Origin of the sequence: Limimaricola pyoseonensis, from assembly GCF_900102015.1 — a bacterium.
Classification (GTDB): domain Bacteria; phylum Pseudomonadota; class Alphaproteobacteria; order Rhodobacterales; family Rhodobacteraceae; genus Limimaricola; species Limimaricola pyoseonensis.
This window is the reverse complement of the sequence record NZ_FNAT01000005.1, coordinates 189,514-205,927: the sequence shown is the minus strand read 5'-3', so window position 1 is coordinate 205,927 and position 16,414 is coordinate 189,514. Positions and strand designations below refer to the sequence as shown.

The following is a 16,414-nucleotide window of genomic DNA, read 5'->3' as shown; positions in this document are numbered from 1 at the left end:
GTCAGGCCCCGAGGCGCTGTGCGAAGAGGCCGATCAGGCGCGGCAGCAACGGGCCGCGGGCCGGCGCGCGTTCGAGCACCTGCCGCGGCATGGCGAGGGCGGCGTCGGGCAGGGCGCCCAGCCGCGCGGCCTCGCGCTCGGTCGAGGCGGGATCGGTCGCGATCCCGACGGGGATGGCGGTCGGTTGGGACATCAGGCGTTGATCCATTGATAGAGCCAGGTCTCGGAGAGCTTGCGGTCGAAGCCCGCGACATGGGCGGCCAGCTCGACCGTCTCGCCCTCGGGGGCGGTGACGTCGAGCACGACCCTCCAAACGCCGTTCGCCTCGATCCGTTCCAGGGTCTGCGAGATAATTTTGCCGCCCTTGGCATTGGCCTTGAGCGTCACCTCGGCATCGGCGGGCAGATCGGCCAGCAGGCCTCCCTCGAGGTCGATCACGAACTTGCGGCTGTTGGCCTCGGCCTCGACGCCCGAGACGCCGCCCGCGCCGGCGCGGGTCTCGGCGACATGGGCGATCTCGGCGGCGGGGTCGACCGGCAGGTCGCCCCAGCGCAGCCGGTAGGCGTATTCGCGTGCCTCGCCGGCCTCGACCTTCTTCTCGGGCACCCAGAAGGCGACGATGTTGTCGTTGGCTTCGAGGTCGGTGGGGATCTCGACGAGGCGCACCGCGCCGCGGCCCCAGTCGCCCTGCGGCTCGACCATCAGCGAGGGTCGGCGCTCGTAGCGTGCGCCGCCGTCCTGATAGGCCTCGAAGTCGCGGTCGCGCTGGTGCAGGCCGAAGCCGCGCGGGCTCTCTTCCGAGAAATACGAGCCCGACAGCCGCGGCGGGTTGTTCAGCGGCCGCCAGATCACGTCGCCGTCGCGGCGCCGGATCATCAGACCGTCGCTGTCATGCACCGCCGGGCGGTAATCGTCGAAATCGGCGCGGTTCTTCTCGGAATAGAGGAACATCGAGGTCAGCGGCGCCACGCCGAGCTGCTCGGGCGCGCGGCGGAAGAACAGCCGGGCGGTGACGTCCATCACCGTCTCGGCGCCCGGCGTCACGACGAAGCGGTAGGCGCCGGTGAGGCTCGGGCCCTCGAGCGCGGCGTAGATTACCACGCTCTTGCCCGCCTTCTCCAGCCAGAAGCGCGAGAAGCGAGGGAATTCCTCGGCCTCCGAGGTCGCGGTGTCGATCGCCACGCCGCGCGCGCTCAGCCCGTAGCGGCTGTTCTTGCCCAGCGCACGGAAGTAGCTCGCGCCGAGGAAGGCCACCAGCTCGTCCTCGCGGTCGGGGCGGTTGAGCGGGGCGTTCAGCCGGAAGCCGGCGACGCCGGGCAGCTCGTCCACGGTCTCGGCCTTCTTCTCCAGGGGGCCGTGATAGCGGAAATCCTCGGTGGTGAAGGCCAGCGGCCGGGCCAGACCGTCCTCCACCTCGTAGAGGCGCACGGGCTCCTGGAACAGCCAGCCCATGTGGAAGGCATGCACGCGGTAATCGGTGTCGGCGTCGTCGCGCCAGCGGGCGCGGTCGGGCCGGAAGGCGATCATCCGGTAGTCGTCATAGCCCAGCTCGCCCAGCCCCGAGCCGACGGTCTCGGGCTCGGGGGCGGGCCGCGTGGCGGCGGCGCGCATCGTCTCGGTCAGCGCGTCGAAGCTGAAGGTCTCGGGCTCGGGCGCGGCGCCGCTGGGCGGAATCACCCGGGGGGCCTCGTCGGCCATGGCGGGGCCGACCCGACCGATCCCGGCGAGCACCGGCGCGGTCAGTGCCAGCGCCTGCAGCAGGGCACGGCGGTCGATCGTCGAGGGGGCAGGGCGGGTCTTGGTCATGTCAGGTCTTCTAAGGCGATGGAGTCGCGCGGGAATCGGCAGTGATGTTGCACGATCCCATGATCCAGCCTGGAGCGGCTTGCAATGCGCTTGCCGAAGGGGGTGCCATGCAAGCAGAGGGGCTTGACAGGCCGATTTCCGCCATTGAACGGCGCAAGCCCTTGCCGCGTTGGCCGAAACCGGGTCGGCAAGGGTTTGCCAAGGCTCGGCGAGGTTTCGCGAAGCGGGCCGCGGGCCTGCCATCGCGCCAAGGCGCAGGGCAGGAAGATCGCCGCTGCCGGCCCTGCCTGCCAGGAATGGCTCTTCCATGACGTGTTTTCCGGCGCGCGAACTCATCCGGTCGTTTTCGTCACCTGCGGCGCCGCCCCCGGCCTAGACCGGGGGGTGCGCGGCGGGGTTCGGTGAACGCGTCGACCGCGAGGAGGAGCCATGGGACCGCACACCGCGCCGTTCAGCCGCGCCGAATACGAACGCCGCCTGTCGAAGACCCGCCGCGCCATGGAGGCCGCCGGGGTCGACCTGCTCTTCGTCACCGACCCGTCGAACCAGAACTGGCTCACCGGCTATGACGGTTGGTCCTTCTACGTCCACCAGGGCGTGCTCCTGCCGCTCGACGGCGAGCCCTGCTGGTGGGGCCGGATGCAGGACACCGCCGGCGCGCAGCGCACGGTTTGGATGCCGGAAGCCTGCATCCTCGGCTATGCCGACCACTACGTGCAGTCGGTCACGCGCCACCCGATGCAGGACCTCGCCGCGCAGATCCTGCGGATGGGCCACGGCGGCGCCCGGATCGGCGTCGAGATGGACAACTACTATTATTCCGCCAAGGCCCATGCCGTGCTGCAGACCGCGCTGCCCAATGCCGAGTTCGTCGATGCGACGGCGCTCGTGAACTGGCAGCGGCTGGTGAAGTCCGATGAGGAGATCGACTTCATGCGCCGCGCCGCGCGGATCTCCGAGACCATCGCCCGGCTGGCGATCGAGCTGGCCGAGCCGGGCCGGCGCAAGAACGAGCTGGTGGGCGAGGTGATGCGCGCCGCCGTGCGCGGCACCGGCGACGACTGGGGCGACTATGCCGCGATCGTGCCACTGATGCCCTCTGGCGCCGATGCCAGCGCGCCGCATCTCACCTGGAACGGCGAGGAGATGAAGCGCGGCGAGGCCACCTTCTTCGAGCTGTCGGGCTGCGTGCGCCGCTACCACGCGCCGCTCTGCCGCACCGTGCATCTCGGGCCGCCGCCCAAGGCGATGGCCGAGGCGTCGGAGGCGCTGAACGAGGGCCTTGCCGCCGGGCTCGAGGCGGCGCGGCCCGGCAACACCACGCAGGACATCGCCGCCGCGCTGCATGCGCCGCTCAGGCGCATCGGCATCCACCGCCCGAACCGCTGCGGCTACCCGGTGGGGCTGAGCTACCCGCCGGACTGGGGCGAGCGCACCGCGAGCCTGCGCAAGGGCGACCTGACGGTGCTGGAGCCGGGCATGACCTTCCACTTCATGCCGGGCATCTGGATGGAGGAGTGGGGGCTCGAGACCACCGAGACCATCCTGATCCGCGAGAGCGGCCCGGCCGAGACGCTCTGCGACCTCGACCGCCGGCTCTTCGTAAAGGACTGAGGATGCTGGAGGACGCCATCGACCTCTTGGCGCAGATGGTGGCGCATCCGACCGTGTCGGACCGCCCCAACCGCGCGCTGGCCGAGATGCTGGCCGACCGGCTGCGTGGCGACGGCGCGCGGGTGCGGCTTCTGCCCGACGCCACGGGCGAGAAGGCGAACCTCGTGGCCTCCTTCGGCCCGGATCGGCCCGGCGGGCTGATGCTGTCGGGGCATCTCGACGTGGTGCCGGCGGGCGAGGGCTGGTCGTCCGACCCGTTCCGGCTGCGTCGCGAGGGCGGGCGCCTTTACGGACGCGGCAGCTGTGACATGAAGGGTTTCGTGGCGGCCTGCGTGGCGCTGGGCCCGCGTTTCGCCGCCGCCGATGCGCCGGTCCACATCGCGCTCACCCATGACGAGGAGGTGGGATGCGTCGGCGCGGGGGCGCTGGCCCAAGCGATGCGCCGTGAAGTGCCGCGCCCCGCTCTCTGCATCGTCGGAGAGCCGACCCGGCTCGGCGTGGTCGAGGGGCACAAGGGCTGCTGCGAATACACCACCCGTTTCACGGGCCGCGACGGCCACGGCTCGGCGCCCGAGCGCGGTATCAACGCCGCCGAAGCCGCGGCGCGCTTCGTGACGCGGCTCTCGGCGCTGGCGCAGGAGCTGAAGGCGATGCGCCCCGATGGACCGTTCGACCCGCCATGGGCGACGATCAATGTCGGCCGGGTCGCGGCCGGGGCGGCGCGCAACGTGATCGCGGGGCAGGCCGAGGTCGAATGGGAGATGCGGCCGGTCTCGCAGGCCGAGGCGTCGCACGTGAAACGCGCGCTCGCCGATCACGTCGCGGCCGAGACGACGGCACGGCCGGGGCTCGGGATCGAGACCGAATGCTTCGGCGAGGTCGAGGGGCTGCGGCCCGTGCCGGAAAACGCCGCGCGCGACCTGCTGGCCGAGCTGACGGGCGCCGCCCCCGGTCTCGTCGCATTCAGCACCGAGGCCGGCATCTGGCAGGGCCTCGGCATCGACACGGCGATCTGCGGACCCGGCGACATCGCGCAGGCGCACCGGCCCGACGAGTATCTCGAGGAGGCGCAGCTCGCCGCCTGCCTCGACCTGCTGCAGCGCGTGGCGGCCCGGATCTGACACCGGGCCAAGGCGGGCTCAGAGCGCGCCGTGGTCCCCGGCCTCGGCGTCGTGCGCCGTGTCGTCATGCGTCATGTCGCCGTGATCCATCGTGCCATGCTCCATGTCGTCATGGTCCATGTGGTCGTGACCCGTGGCGCTGCCGCGCGGCTCGACCACGAACTCGACCGCGATCTCGCCGGCCTGCTCGAACACCAGTGTGGCGGGGAAGCGTTCATCGACCTCGAAGGGGTCGCCGTCGAGCCCCATGAACATCACATGCGCGCCGCCGCCGGGGGCCAGCGTCACGGTCTCGCCCGGCGCGATCTCGATGCGCTCGAGCGGCAGCATCTTCATCACGCCATCCTCCTCGACCGAGTCGTGCAGCATGACCTTCGGAAAATCCGCCTCGACCGCGATCAGCGCGTCGGCGGTCTCGCCGTCGTTGCGGATCTCGAAATAGCCCGCCCCGGTCAGCGCGCGCGCGGGCGTCTCGATCGCGTAGGGGTGCAGCACGGCAATGTCGCCCGCGTCGTAGTCATGCGCCGCGGCGGCGGCGGGCGCGAGGGCGGCCAGAAAGGCGAGCGGGCGGAGAATGGTCATGTTGCGGTCCTTGTCGTCCTGTGCCGGGTCGGCACGGCCCCGCGATACCAGCCCGGTCGGGCGGGAAAAAGCGGCCCGTTGCCGCAGCTTGCCTCGAAGAAGGCGGCTCCGCATTGACCGTTCGGTTTCCCTTCGGCCCCGTTCGGCCCTAGGTATCGAACCGATTCCGGTGCCTGACGCGAGGAGAGCGACATGACCCAGCCCATCGACAGCCCGGCCGGTCGCACGGCGCTCGCCCCCTTCGTGCGGACCGTGGCGCGCGGTCCGGGGCGCGGACGCGCCCTGACGCGCGAGGAGGCGGCCGAGGCGCTCGGCCTCGTGCTCGACGGCACCGCAGCGCCGGAGGCGGCGGGGGCGCTGCTGATGGTGATGCGCTACCGCGGCGAGGCGGCCTCCGAGATCGCGGGCTTCGCCGATGCGCTGGCCTCGGGGCCCGACTGGCGGCAGGCGCGGCCCGATCTCGACTGGCCGAGCTACGCCGCCGGCCGCACCCGCGGGCTGCCGTGGTTTCTCCTGGCCGCCAAGCTGGTGGCCGGCGCCGGGCACCGGGTGACGCTGCATGGCTGGAACGCGCATCGCCACGAGATCCGCGACGCGCTGCCGGGCCTCGGCATCCCCGTGGCCGAGAGTGGCGATGCGCTGGGCCGCGCGCTCGACGCCCAGTCCATCGCTTACGTGCCGCTCGAGGCCTGGTCGCCCGGCGGCCACCGGCTGATCCGGCTGCGCGAGGTGTTCGGGCTCAGATCCTGCATCAACACCGTGCTGCGCGTCGCCAACCCCTTCGGCGCGCGGGCGCAGGTCGAGGGCGTGTTCCACCCGCCCTATCGCGGGCTGCAGACCGATGCGGGGGCGCTGATGGGGCAGCAGAACCTGCTGATCATCAAGGGCGCGGGCGGCGAGTTCGAGCGCAACCCGTCGAAGGAGATCGAGCTGTTCGGCCTGCTCGACGGCGCGGAGGTCGACCTGACCGCGCAGGCGCTGCGCGAAGAGACGCGGCGGCTCGCCGACCCGGGCGGCACGCCCGAGGACCTGCGGCGGCTCTGGACCGACGCGCTGGAGGATGAATTCAGCCGGGCGCTGGTCACAGGCACGGCGGCGCTGGCGCTGCTGGCCCTGCGCGCCGCGCCCGATCTCGCGCGTGCCGAGGCGATGGCCGAGGAGTTGTGGGAGGGCCGCGACCGCGAGGCGCTGCCCGAGGGAGACGTGGCATGAAGGCCTTTCCGATGTTCCTCGCCACCACGGGTCGGCGGATCGTGATCCTCGGCGGCGGCGAGCAGGCGGCGCAGAAGGCGCGGCTGGTGATCCGCACCGATGCCGAGATCGTCGTGGCCGGGCTCGATTTCGACGACGAGCTGCGCGCGCTGGCCGATGAGGGCCGGGTTCGGCTGGAGGATGCGCGCGAGATCCGGGCCGATCTGTTTAAGAACGCCGCGCTGGTCTTCGTCGCCACCGGTTCGGCCGGGGCGGACGGGGCGCTGCACGCGCTGGCCAAGGGCATGGGCGCGCCGGTGGTCAACGTGGTCGACCGGCCGGCGCTGTGCGACGCGCTGACGCCCTCGATCGTCGACCGCGACCCGGTGGTGGTGGCGATCGGCACCGAAGGCACCGCCCCGGTGCTGGGCCGCCAGATCAAGACCGCGGTCGAGACCATGCTCGAGCCGCGGCTCGGTGCGCTGGCGGCGCTGGCGGGGCGGATGCGGGGTGCCGTCGGGCAGCGGCTGTCGTCGCGGGCGCGGCGCGACTTCTGGGTCTGGGTGTTCTCGGGTCCGGTGCGCGCGGCGCATACGGCCGGCCACGAGCAGCGCGCGGCGAAACTTCTGAAGGCGCGGCTCGACGAGGGGCCGGGGGCTGCGGAGGGTTCGGTCGCCTATGTCGGCGCGGGGCCGGGCGCGGCCGATCTGGTGAGCCTGCGCGGCGTGCGGCGGATGCAGGAGGCGGATGTGATCGTGCACGGGCCCGACCTGCCGCGCGAGATCCTCGAACTGGCCCGCCGCGACGCCGAGCGCGAGATCGCGGCCGACCCGGTGGCGGCCGCGCTCGAGGCGGCGCGCGAGGGCCAGCGCGTGGTGCTCTTGGTGCCCGGTGCCGCGGCTGAGCTGCCAGAGACGCTCGCCGCCGCGCAGGGCGCGCTGGCGGTCGAGCACGTTCCGGGGGTGGCGGCTAGACCACCGTGACCCAGCTGCCGAGCGGCACCTGCTCGTAGAGCGTCATCACGTCCTCGTTGCGCAGGCGGATGCAGCCGTTCGAGACCGAGCTGCCGATGGTCTCGGGGTTGGTGGTGCCGTGGATGCGGTAATAGGTGTCGCGCCCGTCCTTGTAGAGATAGAGCGCCCGCGCCCCGAGCGGGTTGTCGGGCCCGCCCGGCACCCCGTCGGAATATTTCGCGTATTTCTCGGGCTCGCGCGCGATCATCGCGTCGGTCGGCCGCCAGGAGGGCCACTCCGCCTTGCGCTCGATCTTGGCCTCGCCCTTGAACTCCAGCCCCGCGCGCCCGACGCCGACGCCGTAGCGCATCGCCACGCCGGGGCGGCGGATGTGGTAGAGGTGGAAGTCTTCGGGAATGACGTAGATGTCTCCGACGCCGAGCCTGGGATGCACGCGCACCTCGCGCGGCAGCAGCTCGGCGCGGGCCTGGGCCGCGAGCGGCCGCGCGATCGGCGTGGTCAGCGCGGCGAGCAGCAGGCCGCGGCGGGTGATGGTCATGGTCGTCGTCCTTCTCAGTCCCGTTGCCCCAGTCCTGACAGGAACCCCCTTTGCCCATCTCCTCGCATATCGCGGCGGGGCAGGGCACATCACGAAACGGGGAGCGACCACGCGCTCCTCGCAACTTCTTTCTAAAAATACGCGGATCTGACGCCGCGGCTTGGCACGCGATCAGAAGTCGCGCGCGCCGCCTTCCTGCTGCCACGGCTTGATGAGGTTGCCGAAGCGGGTGAAGCGGCCCTCGAAGCTGAGATCGACCGAACCGATCGGGCCGTGACGCTGCTTGCCGATGATCACCTCGGCCTTGCCGTGCAGGCGCTCCATTTCTTCCTGCCAGACGGCCATCTTGTCCATCTCGTGGTCGCCGGGCTTCTCGCGCTCCTTGTAGTATTCCTCGCGGAACACGAACATCACCACGTCGGCGTCCTGCTCGATTGAGCCGGATTCGCGCAGGTCCGACAGCTGCGGCCGCTTGTCGTCTCGGCTCTCCACCTGGCGCGAAAGCTGCGACAGCGCGACCACGGGGATGTCGAGTTCCTTGGCGATGGCCTTGAGGCCCTGCGAGATCTCGGAGATCTCGTTCACCCGGTTCTCGCCCTTGCCGGTGCCCTTCACCAGCTGCAGGTAGTCGACGAAGAGCGCGTCGAGGCCGTGGGTCCGCTTGAGCCGCCGCGCGCGGGCGGCAAGCTGCGAGATCGGCAGCGCCGGCGTGTCGTCGATGTAGAGCGGACAGCTCTCGAGCTGCTTGGCGGCGTCGACGAAGCGGCGGAACTCGGCCTCGGTCATGTCGCCGCGGCGGATCTGCTCGGACGGCACCTCGGAGGCTTCCGACAGGATACGGGCGGCGAGCTGCTCGGCCGACATCTCGAGGCTGTAGAAGCCCACCACGCCGCCGTTGATCGCGCCCTCCGAGCCGTCGGGCATGGTGCCGCGCTTGTAGGCCTTGGCGATGTTGAAGGCGATGTTGGTCGCGAGCGACGTCTTGCCCATCGAGGGGCGGCCGGCGAGGATCAGAAGGTCCGAGCGGTGCAGGCCGCCGAGCTTCTTGTCGAGATCGACGAGGCCGGTCGAGACGCCGGCGAGGCCGCCGTCGCGCTGGTAGGCGGCGTTGGCGACCTTCACCGCGTCGGTCACGGCGCGCAGGAAGGACTGGAAGCCGCTCTCGGAGGTGCCCTGCTCGGCCAGCTTGTAGAGCTTCTGCTCGGCCTCGACGATCTGCTCCTTGGGCTCGGAGGAGACCTCGACCTTGGCGGCGCGGTCGGCGATGTCGCGGCCGAGCTGGATCAGCTCGCGGCGAATCGCGAGGTCGTAGATCATCTGCGCGTAGTCGCGCGCCGCGAAGCCCGAGATCGCCGCACCGGCGAGGCGGGCGAGATAGGCCGGGCCGCCCAGCTCCTTCAGCCCCTCGTCATCCTCGAGGAAGGTCTTGAGCGTCACCGGCGAGGCCAGCGCGTTCTTGGCGATGCGCTGGGCCGCGACGTCGAAGATGCGGGCGTGGACCGGGTCGTAGAAGTGATCCTTCGACACGATCATCGCGATCCGGTCGAAGACATCGTTGTTGATCAGGATCGCGCCCAGCAGCTGCTGCTCGGCCTCGATCGAATGCGGCAACGGGTCGGGCTTTGCCTCTTCGACCTCGCCCGGCCGGAAAGTCGTGATCTCGTTCATTGCCGTCACCCTTTGCCCGTCGTGGCGCCTGCGCGCCGCGTGACCTCGCTGATAGACAGCGCCGGGGCGGGGACGCAACTTGTATAAGCCTGTGGACAAGTTGTGGGAAAGCCGGCCCCTGCCACATCTTGGCCCGACACTCTCCCGCAGGTCAACATCTTGTTGACGTGGCGGCAATCCGGCCAGCGGATTGCCGCCACGGCGTCACATCTCAGCCACGCGAGGCGGCCCAGCCGGCGGGGTCGCGCAGGTAACGCTCGACCTCGTCGAGCGTGGCTGCGTCGAAGGCCTCCGACGCGCGCGCCTCCGCCAGAACGTCCCACCAGGTGCACAGGTGAATGAGCCCGATGCCCTTCTCGGCCAGCGCCTCGGTCACGCCCTCGAAGATGCCGTAGTAGAAGATCACCGCCGTCCAGTCGCAGGTGGCGCCGGTCTCGCGGATCGCCTCGACGAAGCTCAGCTTCGAGCCGCCATCGGTGGTCAGGTCCTCAACCAGCAGCGCGCGCTGGCCTTCCGACATCGCGCCCTCGATCCGGGCGTTGCGGCCGTAGCCCTTGGGCTTCTTGCGCACGTAGCTCATCGGAAGCGCCATGCGCTCGGCCACCATGGCGGCGAAGGGGATGCCCGCCGTCTCGCCGCCGGCGATATTGTCGAAGGCCTCGAAGCCCGCCTCGCGCATGATCGATACGGCGAGGAAATCCATCACCGTGGCGCGGATGCGCGGGAAGGAGATCAGCTTGCGGCAGTCGACATAGGTCGGCGCCTGCTTGCCGGAGGCATGGGTGAAGGGCTCGGCCGCGTTGAACTGGACCGCGCCGATCTCCAGCAGCATCCGGGCGGTCAGCCGCGCGATCTCGTCCTTCGGGGGGTAGCCGGTGGGAATCATGTCTGTCTCTTCGTCGTGGGGATCAGTCTTCGACGCGCCAATGCAGCGGGAAGCCGGGGTCGAAGACGGTGACCGGGCCGTCGCCGGTCTCGATCTTCGCGGGGTAGGCGACGGGCGCGCCCTTCACGAGCGTCACCGTGTCCTCGTTGACCGGCAGCCGGTAGAAGCGCGCGCCGTTCAGCGCGGCGAAGGCCTCGAGATGGTTCAGCCGGCCCGCCGCCTCGAACACCTCGGCCAGGCAGGACAGCGTGTTGGGCGCGGTGAAGATGCCGGCGCAGCCGCAGGGCTGCAGCTTGGCCGGGTCGCTGTGCGGCGCGCTGTCGGTGCCGAGGAAGAAGCGCGGATCGCCCGACACCGCCGCCTGCACCAGCGCCACGCGGTGGCGTTCGCGCTTGGCTACCGGCAGGCAGTAGAAATGCGGCCGGATGCCGCCCGCCAGGATGTGGTTGCGGTTGATGATCAGGTGATGCGTGGTGATCGTCGCGGCGAGGTTCTTCGGGCTGTCGCGCACGTAGTCGACGGCGTCGGCCGTGGTGACGTGCTCCATCACGATGCGCAGGTCCGGGGTCTTCTTGCGGATCGGCTTCAGCACGCGCTCGATGAACACCGCCTCGCGGTCGAAGATGTCGATCGCCGGGTCCGTCACCTCGCCATGCACGCAGAGCGGCATGCCGATCTCGGCCATGGTCTCGAGCACCGGGCGCACGCGGTCGAAGTCGCGCACGCCGGAGGCCGAGTTGGTGGTGGCGCCGGCCGGGTAGAGCTTCACCGCCGTGGCTATGCCCTGCTGATGCGCGCGGCGCACCTCGGCCGGGTCGGTCTCCTCGGTGAGGTAGAGCGTCATCAGCGGCGTGAAGCGGCTGCCCTCGGGCAGGGCGGCGCGGATGCGGTCGCGATAGGCCTCGGCCTGCGCGGCTGTGACCACCGGCGGCACGAGGTTCGGCATGACGATGGCGCGGCCGAAATGCCGGGCGCTTTCGGGGGCGACGGCCTTGAGCATCGCGCCGTCGCGCAGGTGCAGGTGCCAATCGTCGGGGCGGCGGATCGTGATCCGGTCGAGATGCGCGTCTTTCATGGCACGGGCCATACACCCGCCCGCCGGTCCTGACCATAGGTCACGGCTGCGGGCGGCGCATTCATCCCGCCCGCGGCACGGGCGGCGAGCGGTGCTGCGGCGCGGCGGCCTGAAGCACGGCGAGCTTGCGGGCGAAGAGCGCCGCGTCGGGCGTGGTCAGGCCATGCCGGCAGAGCCGCGCCAACAGGCCGGGGCGCCCGGCCTCCTCGAGCCGGCGCAGCATCAGTCGCAGGTAATGCGGGCTCGCGCGGCGGGCGCGCCACAGCCGGGCGAAGCTCTCGACGTCGAGCCGGTCCTCCATCGCCGCCTCGATCAGCGGCGCCACCAGCCCCTCGGCCTCGAGGATCATCTCGAGCCGGCTGCCGGCATGGGCGGCGCGCAACGGCGTGACGTTGGGTCGGCGGAACAGCGCGGCATGGATCGCGTCTGCCGGGTGCAGCGGGTCGTGCAGCACATGCACCTCATGCGCCGCCTCGACCATGTCGGGCGCGTAGCCGTAGCGGCTGGTGAAATCGAGCCGCCGCTGCGCGAGGTGGCGCCGGTCCCAGCCGGCGACGGCCGGGTCGAGCGTGGCGACGGGGCGCAGCGCCAGCACCCGCGCGCCCGGCGCGGCGACCGAGTAGGCCGCGGCCGCGTAGCCGCCGGCATGGTGGCCGAAGAACAGCACGCGCTCGAAATCCTCGAAGAAGCCGTCATCGACCAGCCGGTCGACATAGCCCCAGACCTGCGGCGTGCGGAACCAGCCCTCGTCATCCGAGATCAGCGCCAGCAGCGACCAGCCGTTGCGGCGCACCAGGTCGAAGCCGCGCGGCGCGCCGTCGGGCCGGCGGGCGATGGCGTCGCGGGTCTCGAAGGTCACCAGCAGCCGCGGGCCGGCATCGACGAACAGCGCCATGTCGGCCTCGCCCAGCGGTTCGCAATAGCCGTGTTCCTCGCCGATCGCCTCGATCCGGGTCTGCCATTCCCTGTCCGACAGGCCGGTCAGGTCGATCTCCAGATCGGGGGCGGAATGGGTCATCGGGCGCTCCGTTGATGCGAATGGCGGCGGGCCGGGCCGGTCTCGATGGTTGGGAAAATCCTGCGCGATTGCGGCGGAAGTTGGCAAGCGTGGTGCTCATTTTCGGTTGGGCGGGGCCCGTCCGGGGCGCAATGGCGGCCGGTTATCGGATAACCGGGGGCCGCGCGGAACCGGAATGCGCCCTGCCGGAGTTGCAGTCGCGACGCTGCCCCCGCGAGGGGGCGGTCCGAAAGGAGCCATGTCCATGAAACCAAGTTTCCGAACCACCACCGCGCTGGCGGCCAGCCTGTCGCTGATGATGCCGCAGATCGCCGGGATCGCGCAGGCCCAGTCCGCCGGCCAGCCCGGCACGCTCTACTGCCTCGACGGCGCCGAGCCGCCCTGCGCCGAGGGCCCCGAGGCCGGGCTGCCGCTGCTCGAGCTCGACGTCGAGACGCTGCGCGAGCTGGCGGCCGCTGGCCGGATCGATGCCGGGGCGCTGGCCCCCTACGGGCTGACGCCGGAGCTGCTGCGCGACGGCGACCCGGCCGACATTGCCGCGGCGCTGGATGCAGCGCGCGGTGGTGCCGCGCCGGCCGCGAGCGCCGCGCCCGAGGCTGATGCCGCGGCCGGTGTGGCGCCCGCCGAAGCGGTGACGGAAGAGGCCGCCGACCCGGCCGCGACCGCGCCGGCCGAGCAGCCCGTCGCGGAACCCGCCGCGCCGGCCGAAGCGGAACCGGCCGGCGAGGCCGCCGCCGAGAGCGTGCCGGCCGAGACCCAGGCCGCGCCCGAGGCCGCCCCCGAAGCCCAGGCCGAGGCTGAGGCAGCAGCCCCGGCCGAGACCGAGGCGCAGGACGACCAGGCCCGGCGCGATGCGCTCGCCGCCGAGGTCGAGGCCCTGGCCCAGGAACAGGCCGCATCCGAGGCGCAGGCCGACACGGCCGCCGCGCCCGAGGCGGAAGCCGTGGCTGAACCGGAGGCGCAGGCCGAGGCGCCGGCCGAGGCCGAAGCCGTGCCGGCCGAGACGGAAACCGATGCGGCCGCCGCGGCCGAGGCGCCGGCCGAAGCCGAAGCGCCGGCCGAGCCCGACATGACCGGCGAGACGGCCGAAGCCGAAGCGCCCGCCGCGACCGAGGCCGAGTCGACCGGCACCGGCGAGGCCACCGACGCGCAGGCCGCGCCGGAGATGACGGACGAGGCCCCGGCCGATCCGGCGGCGCAGGCGGAGGCCGGTGCCGATGCGGCCGCGGAGACCGACGCGCCGCAAGCGGATGCGGCGACCGAGGCCGACAGCACGGCCGAGACGGAGCAGGCCGAGACGACCGACCCGCAACCCGAAGCCGAGGCGACCGCCGAAGCCGGTGCCGAAGCCCCGGCCGCGACCGAGGCCGAAACCGCTGCCGAGGCCGAGGCCGAGGTCGACCCGACCGTGGAGGACACGCAGCCCGTCGCCGCGGCCGCCGCGACCGAGGACGCGCCAGCCGAGGTCAGCGAGGAGCGGATCGACGAGACCAACTCGCGCCAGAGCGACGAGGAGTTCGACACCGAGGTCGCCGCGACCGCCGCTGCCGATGCGGCGACCGGGGACGAGGCCGGTGACGAGGCCGGCGCGCAGCCCGAGGCCGACGCGACCGCCGAGACCGCCGAGGCCGGCTCGGATGACGACGGCATGTCCGACTTCCAGAAGGCGCTTCTGCTGGGCATCGGCGCCGTCGCGGTCGGCTCGCTCCTGAAGAACGGGCAGGAGGTCGTGGCCAACACCGGCGACCGCGTGGTGGTCGAGGGTGAGAACGGCCTGACGATCTACCGCGACGACGACGCGCTGCTGCGCCAGCCCGGCGCCGACCTGCGCACCGAGACCTTCTCGGACGGCTCGACCCGCACGACGCTGCTGCGCGAGGACGGCACCAAGGTGGTGACGATCCGCGACGCGCAGGGCCGCGTGCTGCGCCGCAGCCGGATCTTCGCGGACGGCACCGAGATCGAGCTGTTCGACGACCTCGCCCAGGCCGAGCCGGTCGACATCCGCAGCCTGCGCGAGATCGAGCCGCGCCCGGTGACGCTGTCGGCGCGCGAGGCGGACCGCGAGGCGCTGCTGCAGGCGCTGCGGGCCGGGGCGGTGGCCGACACCGGCCGCAGCTACAGCCTGCGGCAGGTGCGCGAGATCGAACCGGTGCGCCAGCTGGTGCCGGCGATCGACCTCGACACGCTGACCTTCGACACCGGTTCGGCGGCGCTGCGACCCGAGCAGACCGACGCGCTGGTCGATCTGGGCCTGCTGATCGAGGAGTTCCTGCGCGAGAACCCGCGCGAGGTGTTCCTGATCGAGGGTCACACCGACGCGGTGGGCGATGCCGCCTACAACCTCGCGCTCTCCGACCGGCGGGCCGAGACGGTGGCGCTGGCGCTGACCGAGACCTTCGACATCGCGCCCGAGAACCTCGTGGTGCAGGGCTACGGCGAATCCTTCCTGAAGGTCGAGTCGCAGACCGCCGAGCAGGCCAACCGCCGCGCGACGGTGCGCCGGATCACGCCGCTTCTGCAGACCGCCGCGGCGCAGTGATCCGCCGGATATGGTGACGATGACGGGCCGCCCTCGGGCGGCCCGTCTTTTTTGCGCTGTTGCTCATGGCGGGCCGGGCGACGCCGATCCCGGCCCGCCACGGCCTTCATTCGTGATAGGATCGCCGTCACGGGGCTGCGGGACCAGACGGGCGGGCGTCATGCCCGGCCGCGCTTTGCCATCCAGGCTGATCCGAGGAGGCCGAAATGCCGAGATACATCGTGACAGGTCGATATTCCGCATCCGCCCTGAAGGGGATGATCGCCAAGCCCAGCGACCGCGAGGCCGCCGCCCGCGCCGTCGTCGAGGCCGCCGGCGGCCGGCTGGAGCGCTACTTCCTGACCACCGGAGAGACCGATTTCTCGATCGAGGTGACGATCGACGAGGTGAGCGACCTGATCGCCGGGCTGATGGCGGCCGGGGCGAGCGGGGCGGTCGAGGGGTTCAAGACCGTGCAGGCCTTCACCACGGCGGAGTTCACAGCGATGCAGGAAAAGGCGGGCGAGATCGCGAAGGCCTATTCGGCGCCCTAGCGCGGCGCAGCCGGTCGTATCGCGATCGGTGCCTCGCCGCCCAGGACCACTGCCAGCGGATGCCGCGGTGCCTGCGGTCGCGGCATCCGAATGCCCAAGGGGCAGGGGGCTTCTGTCACCCGAAACGAAAAAGGCCGCCCCGGTGGGCGGCCTTCGCGTCCATGCGGACCCGTCTCACTTCTGGGTCGGGCCGATCATCATGACCATCTGGCGGCCTTCCATCTTCGGCATGTTCTCGACCTTGCCGATCTCGGCGACGTCTGCGGCGACGCGCTGCAGCAGCTCGCGGCCGAGCTCCTGGTGCGCCATCTCGCGGCCGCGGAAGCGCAGAGTGACCTTCACCTTGTCGCCCGCCTCGAGGAACTTAAGCACGTTCTTCATCTTGACGCTGTAGTCGTGCACGTCGGTGTTGGGGCGGAACTTGACCTCCTTGATCTCGAAGGTCTTCTGCTTCCGGCGCGCCTCGGCCTCTTTCTTCTGGGTCTCGTACTTGAACTTGCCGAAATCCATGATCTTGCAGACCGGCGGCGAGGCGTTGGGCGAGATCTCGACCAGGTCGAGACCGGCCTCCTCGGCCAGGGACAGGCCGCGATCCGGCGTGACCACGCCGAGGTTTTCGCCTTGGGCGCCGATCAGGCGGATTTCGGCCACGCGGATACGTTCGTTGACGCGGGGGCCGGTGTCGCGCGTCGGGGGCGCGTTGTGAGGTCTGCGGGCTATGGTGAACGTCCTTCGGTTGTTCGCTTGAATGGGCAAAAAGGTAGTCGCCCCGGTAGTGCGTTTCAAGCCGCAAAACAAGGGGCCGCGCGCGTATCGCGCGTTCCGGTCGGGGTGGCCCGCGCCGCATCGCGCCCTAGTTGACCTCC

15 protein-coding genes are annotated in these 16,414 nt (G+C 71.3%); 6 read left to right on the top strand and 9 right to left on the bottom strand.

What is annotated here, in order from left to right:
- Window position 1: 1 nt before the first annotated feature.
- Both BLT43_RS12785 and BLT43_RS12780 read right to left on the bottom strand, forming a co-directional pair.
- A complete protein-coding gene (locus BLT43_RS12785) occupies window positions 2-193 on the bottom strand; it encodes a hypothetical protein (protein WP_090113424.1) in 192 nt (63 codons plus the stop codon).
- The gene (locus BLT43_RS12780; protein WP_090113422.1) at window positions 193-1,806 is read right to left on the bottom strand and encodes an OpgD/OpgG family glucan biosynthesis protein; all 1,614 of its coding nucleotides are present in this window, start codon (window positions 1,804-1,806) and stop codon (window positions 193-195) included. The genes BLT43_RS12785 and BLT43_RS12780 overlap by 1 nt, the downstream gene beginning before the upstream one ends.
- 429 nt (window positions 1,807-2,235) lie before the next feature.
- On the opposite strand from BLT43_RS12780, the gene BLT43_RS12775 reads away from it, so the two are divergent.
- Both BLT43_RS12775 and argE read left to right on the top strand, forming a co-directional pair.
- On the top strand, window positions 2,236-3,420 hold the full coding sequence (locus BLT43_RS12775) for a M24 family metallopeptidase (RefSeq protein WP_090113421.1): 1,185 nt from the start codon (window positions 2,236-2,238) through the stop codon (window positions 3,418-3,420).
- 2 nt (window positions 3,421-3,422) lie between these two features.
- Window positions 3,423-4,541, top strand: a complete 1,119-nt coding sequence (argE, locus tag BLT43_RS12770) for an acetylornithine deacetylase (RefSeq protein ID WP_090113420.1) — start codon at window positions 3,423-3,425, stop codon at window positions 4,539-4,541.
- An 18-nt stretch (window positions 4,542-4,559) separates the two neighbouring features.
- Here argE and BLT43_RS12765 read toward each other — a convergent pair whose 3' ends face one another.
- Window positions 4,560-5,123 carry a copper chaperone PCu(A)C gene (locus tag BLT43_RS12765; protein WP_090113419.1) on the bottom strand — a complete coding sequence of 188 codons (564 nt, stop codon included), beginning with the start codon at window positions 5,121-5,123 and terminating at the stop codon, window positions 4,560-4,562.
- 192 nt (window positions 5,124-5,315) lie between these two features.
- Between BLT43_RS12765 and BLT43_RS12760 the strand changes: the two genes are divergently transcribed.
- Window positions 5,316-6,335 (top strand): glycosyl transferase family protein, encoded by a 1,020-nt coding sequence (locus BLT43_RS12760; protein ID WP_090113418.1) that lies wholly within the window; start codon window positions 5,316-5,318, stop codon window positions 6,333-6,335.
- Window positions 6,332-7,297, top strand: a complete 966-nt coding sequence (locus BLT43_RS12755; RefSeq protein ID WP_090113417.1) for an NAD(P)-dependent oxidoreductase — start codon at window positions 6,332-6,334, stop codon at window positions 7,295-7,297. The genes BLT43_RS12760 and BLT43_RS12755 overlap by 4 nt, the downstream gene beginning before the upstream one ends.
- Here BLT43_RS12755 and BLT43_RS12750 read toward each other — a convergent pair.
- From BLT43_RS12750 to BLT43_RS12730, 5 genes are all read right to left on the bottom strand, one after another.
- Window positions 7,284-7,826 (bottom strand): L,D-transpeptidase, encoded by a 543-nt coding sequence (locus BLT43_RS12750; protein ID WP_090113414.1) that lies wholly within the window; start codon window positions 7,824-7,826, stop codon window positions 7,284-7,286. The genes BLT43_RS12755 and BLT43_RS12750 overlap by 14 nt on opposite strands.
- A 171-nt stretch (window positions 7,827-7,997) precedes the next feature.
- A complete protein-coding gene (locus tag BLT43_RS12745) occupies window positions 7,998-9,494 on the bottom strand; it encodes a replicative DNA helicase (RefSeq protein WP_090113412.1) in 1,497 nt (498 codons plus the stop codon).
- A 211-nt stretch (window positions 9,495-9,705) separates the two neighbouring features.
- Complete coding sequence (locus BLT43_RS12740) at window positions 9,706-10,380, bottom strand: orotate phosphoribosyltransferase (protein WP_090113410.1); 675 nt, start codon at window positions 10,378-10,380, stop codon at window positions 9,706-9,708.
- Window positions 10,381-10,402: 22 nt separating this feature from the next.
- The gene (gene pyrC / locus BLT43_RS12735) at window positions 10,403-11,455 is read right to left on the bottom strand and encodes a dihydroorotase (protein WP_090113408.1); all 1,053 of its coding nucleotides are present in this window, start codon (window positions 11,453-11,455) and stop codon (window positions 10,403-10,405) included.
- Between the two features lie 61 nt (window positions 11,456-11,516).
- On the bottom strand, window positions 11,517-12,473 hold the full coding sequence (locus BLT43_RS12730) for a hypothetical protein (protein WP_090113407.1): 957 nt from the start codon (window positions 12,471-12,473) through the stop codon (window positions 11,517-11,519).
- 244 nt (window positions 12,474-12,717) lie between these two features.
- Between BLT43_RS12730 and BLT43_RS12725 the strand changes: the two genes are divergently transcribed.
- Window positions 12,718-15,015: an OmpA family protein gene (locus BLT43_RS12725; protein ID WP_110559018.1), complete on the top strand. Its 2,298-nt coding sequence runs from the start codon at window positions 12,718-12,720 to the stop codon at window positions 15,013-15,015.
- A 206-nt stretch (window positions 15,016-15,221) separates the two neighbouring features.
- Window positions 15,222-15,548: a GYD domain-containing protein gene (locus tag BLT43_RS12720; RefSeq protein WP_090113403.1), complete on the top strand. Its 327-nt coding sequence runs from the start codon at window positions 15,222-15,224 to the stop codon at window positions 15,546-15,548.
- A 174-nt stretch (window positions 15,549-15,722) separates the two neighbouring features.
- Here the strand turns inward: BLT43_RS12720 and infC are convergent, their stop codons facing one another.
- Window positions 15,723-16,304: a translation initiation factor IF-3 gene (gene infC, locus BLT43_RS12715; RefSeq protein ID WP_090113401.1), complete on the bottom strand. Its 582-nt coding sequence runs from the start codon at window positions 16,302-16,304 to the stop codon at window positions 15,723-15,725.
- Window positions 16,305-16,414: the final 110 nt, after the last annotated feature.

Bases quoted from the DNA above. Each gene is read 5' to 3' on its own strand.
- BLT43_RS12785 (WP_090113424.1), bottom strand. From the start codon at position 193: ATGTCCCAACCGACCGCCATCCCCGTCGGGATCGCGACCGATCCCGCC.
- BLT43_RS12780 (WP_090113422.1), bottom strand. From the start codon at position 1,806: ATGACCAAGACCCGCCCTGCCCCCTCGACGATCGACCGCCGTGCCCTG.
- BLT43_RS12775 (WP_090113421.1), top strand. From the start codon at position 2,236: ATGGGACCGCACACCGCGCCGTTCAGCCGCGCCGAATACGAACGCCGC.
- argE (WP_090113420.1), top strand. From the start codon at position 3,423: ATGCTGGAGGACGCCATCGACCTCTTGGCGCAGATGGTGGCGCATCCG.
- BLT43_RS12765 (WP_090113419.1), bottom strand. From the start codon at position 5,123: ATGACCATTCTCCGCCCGCTCGCCTTTCTGGCCGCCCTCGCGCCCGCC.
- BLT43_RS12760 (WP_090113418.1), top strand. From the start codon at position 5,316: ATGACCCAGCCCATCGACAGCCCGGCCGGTCGCACGGCGCTCGCCCCC.
- BLT43_RS12755 (WP_090113417.1), top strand. From the start codon at position 6,332: ATGAAGGCCTTTCCGATGTTCCTCGCCACCACGGGTCGGCGGATCGTG.
- BLT43_RS12750 (WP_090113414.1), bottom strand. From the start codon at position 7,826: ATGACCATCACCCGCCGCGGCCTGCTGCTCGCCGCGCTGACCACGCCG.
- BLT43_RS12745 (WP_090113412.1), bottom strand. From the start codon at position 9,494: ATGAACGAGATCACGACTTTCCGGCCGGGCGAGGTCGAAGAGGCAAAG.
- BLT43_RS12740 (WP_090113410.1), bottom strand. From the start codon at position 10,380: ATGATTCCCACCGGCTACCCCCCGAAGGACGAGATCGCGCGGCTGACC.
- pyrC (WP_090113408.1), bottom strand. From the start codon at position 11,455: ATGAAAGACGCGCATCTCGACCGGATCACGATCCGCCGCCCCGACGAT.
- BLT43_RS12730 (WP_090113407.1), bottom strand. From the start codon at position 12,473: ATGACCCATTCCGCCCCCGATCTGGAGATCGACCTGACCGGCCTGTCG.
- BLT43_RS12725 (WP_110559018.1), top strand. From the start codon at position 12,718: ATGAAACCAAGTTTCCGAACCACCACCGCGCTGGCGGCCAGCCTGTCG.
- BLT43_RS12720 (WP_090113403.1), top strand. From the start codon at position 15,222: ATGCCGAGATACATCGTGACAGGTCGATATTCCGCATCCGCCCTGAAG.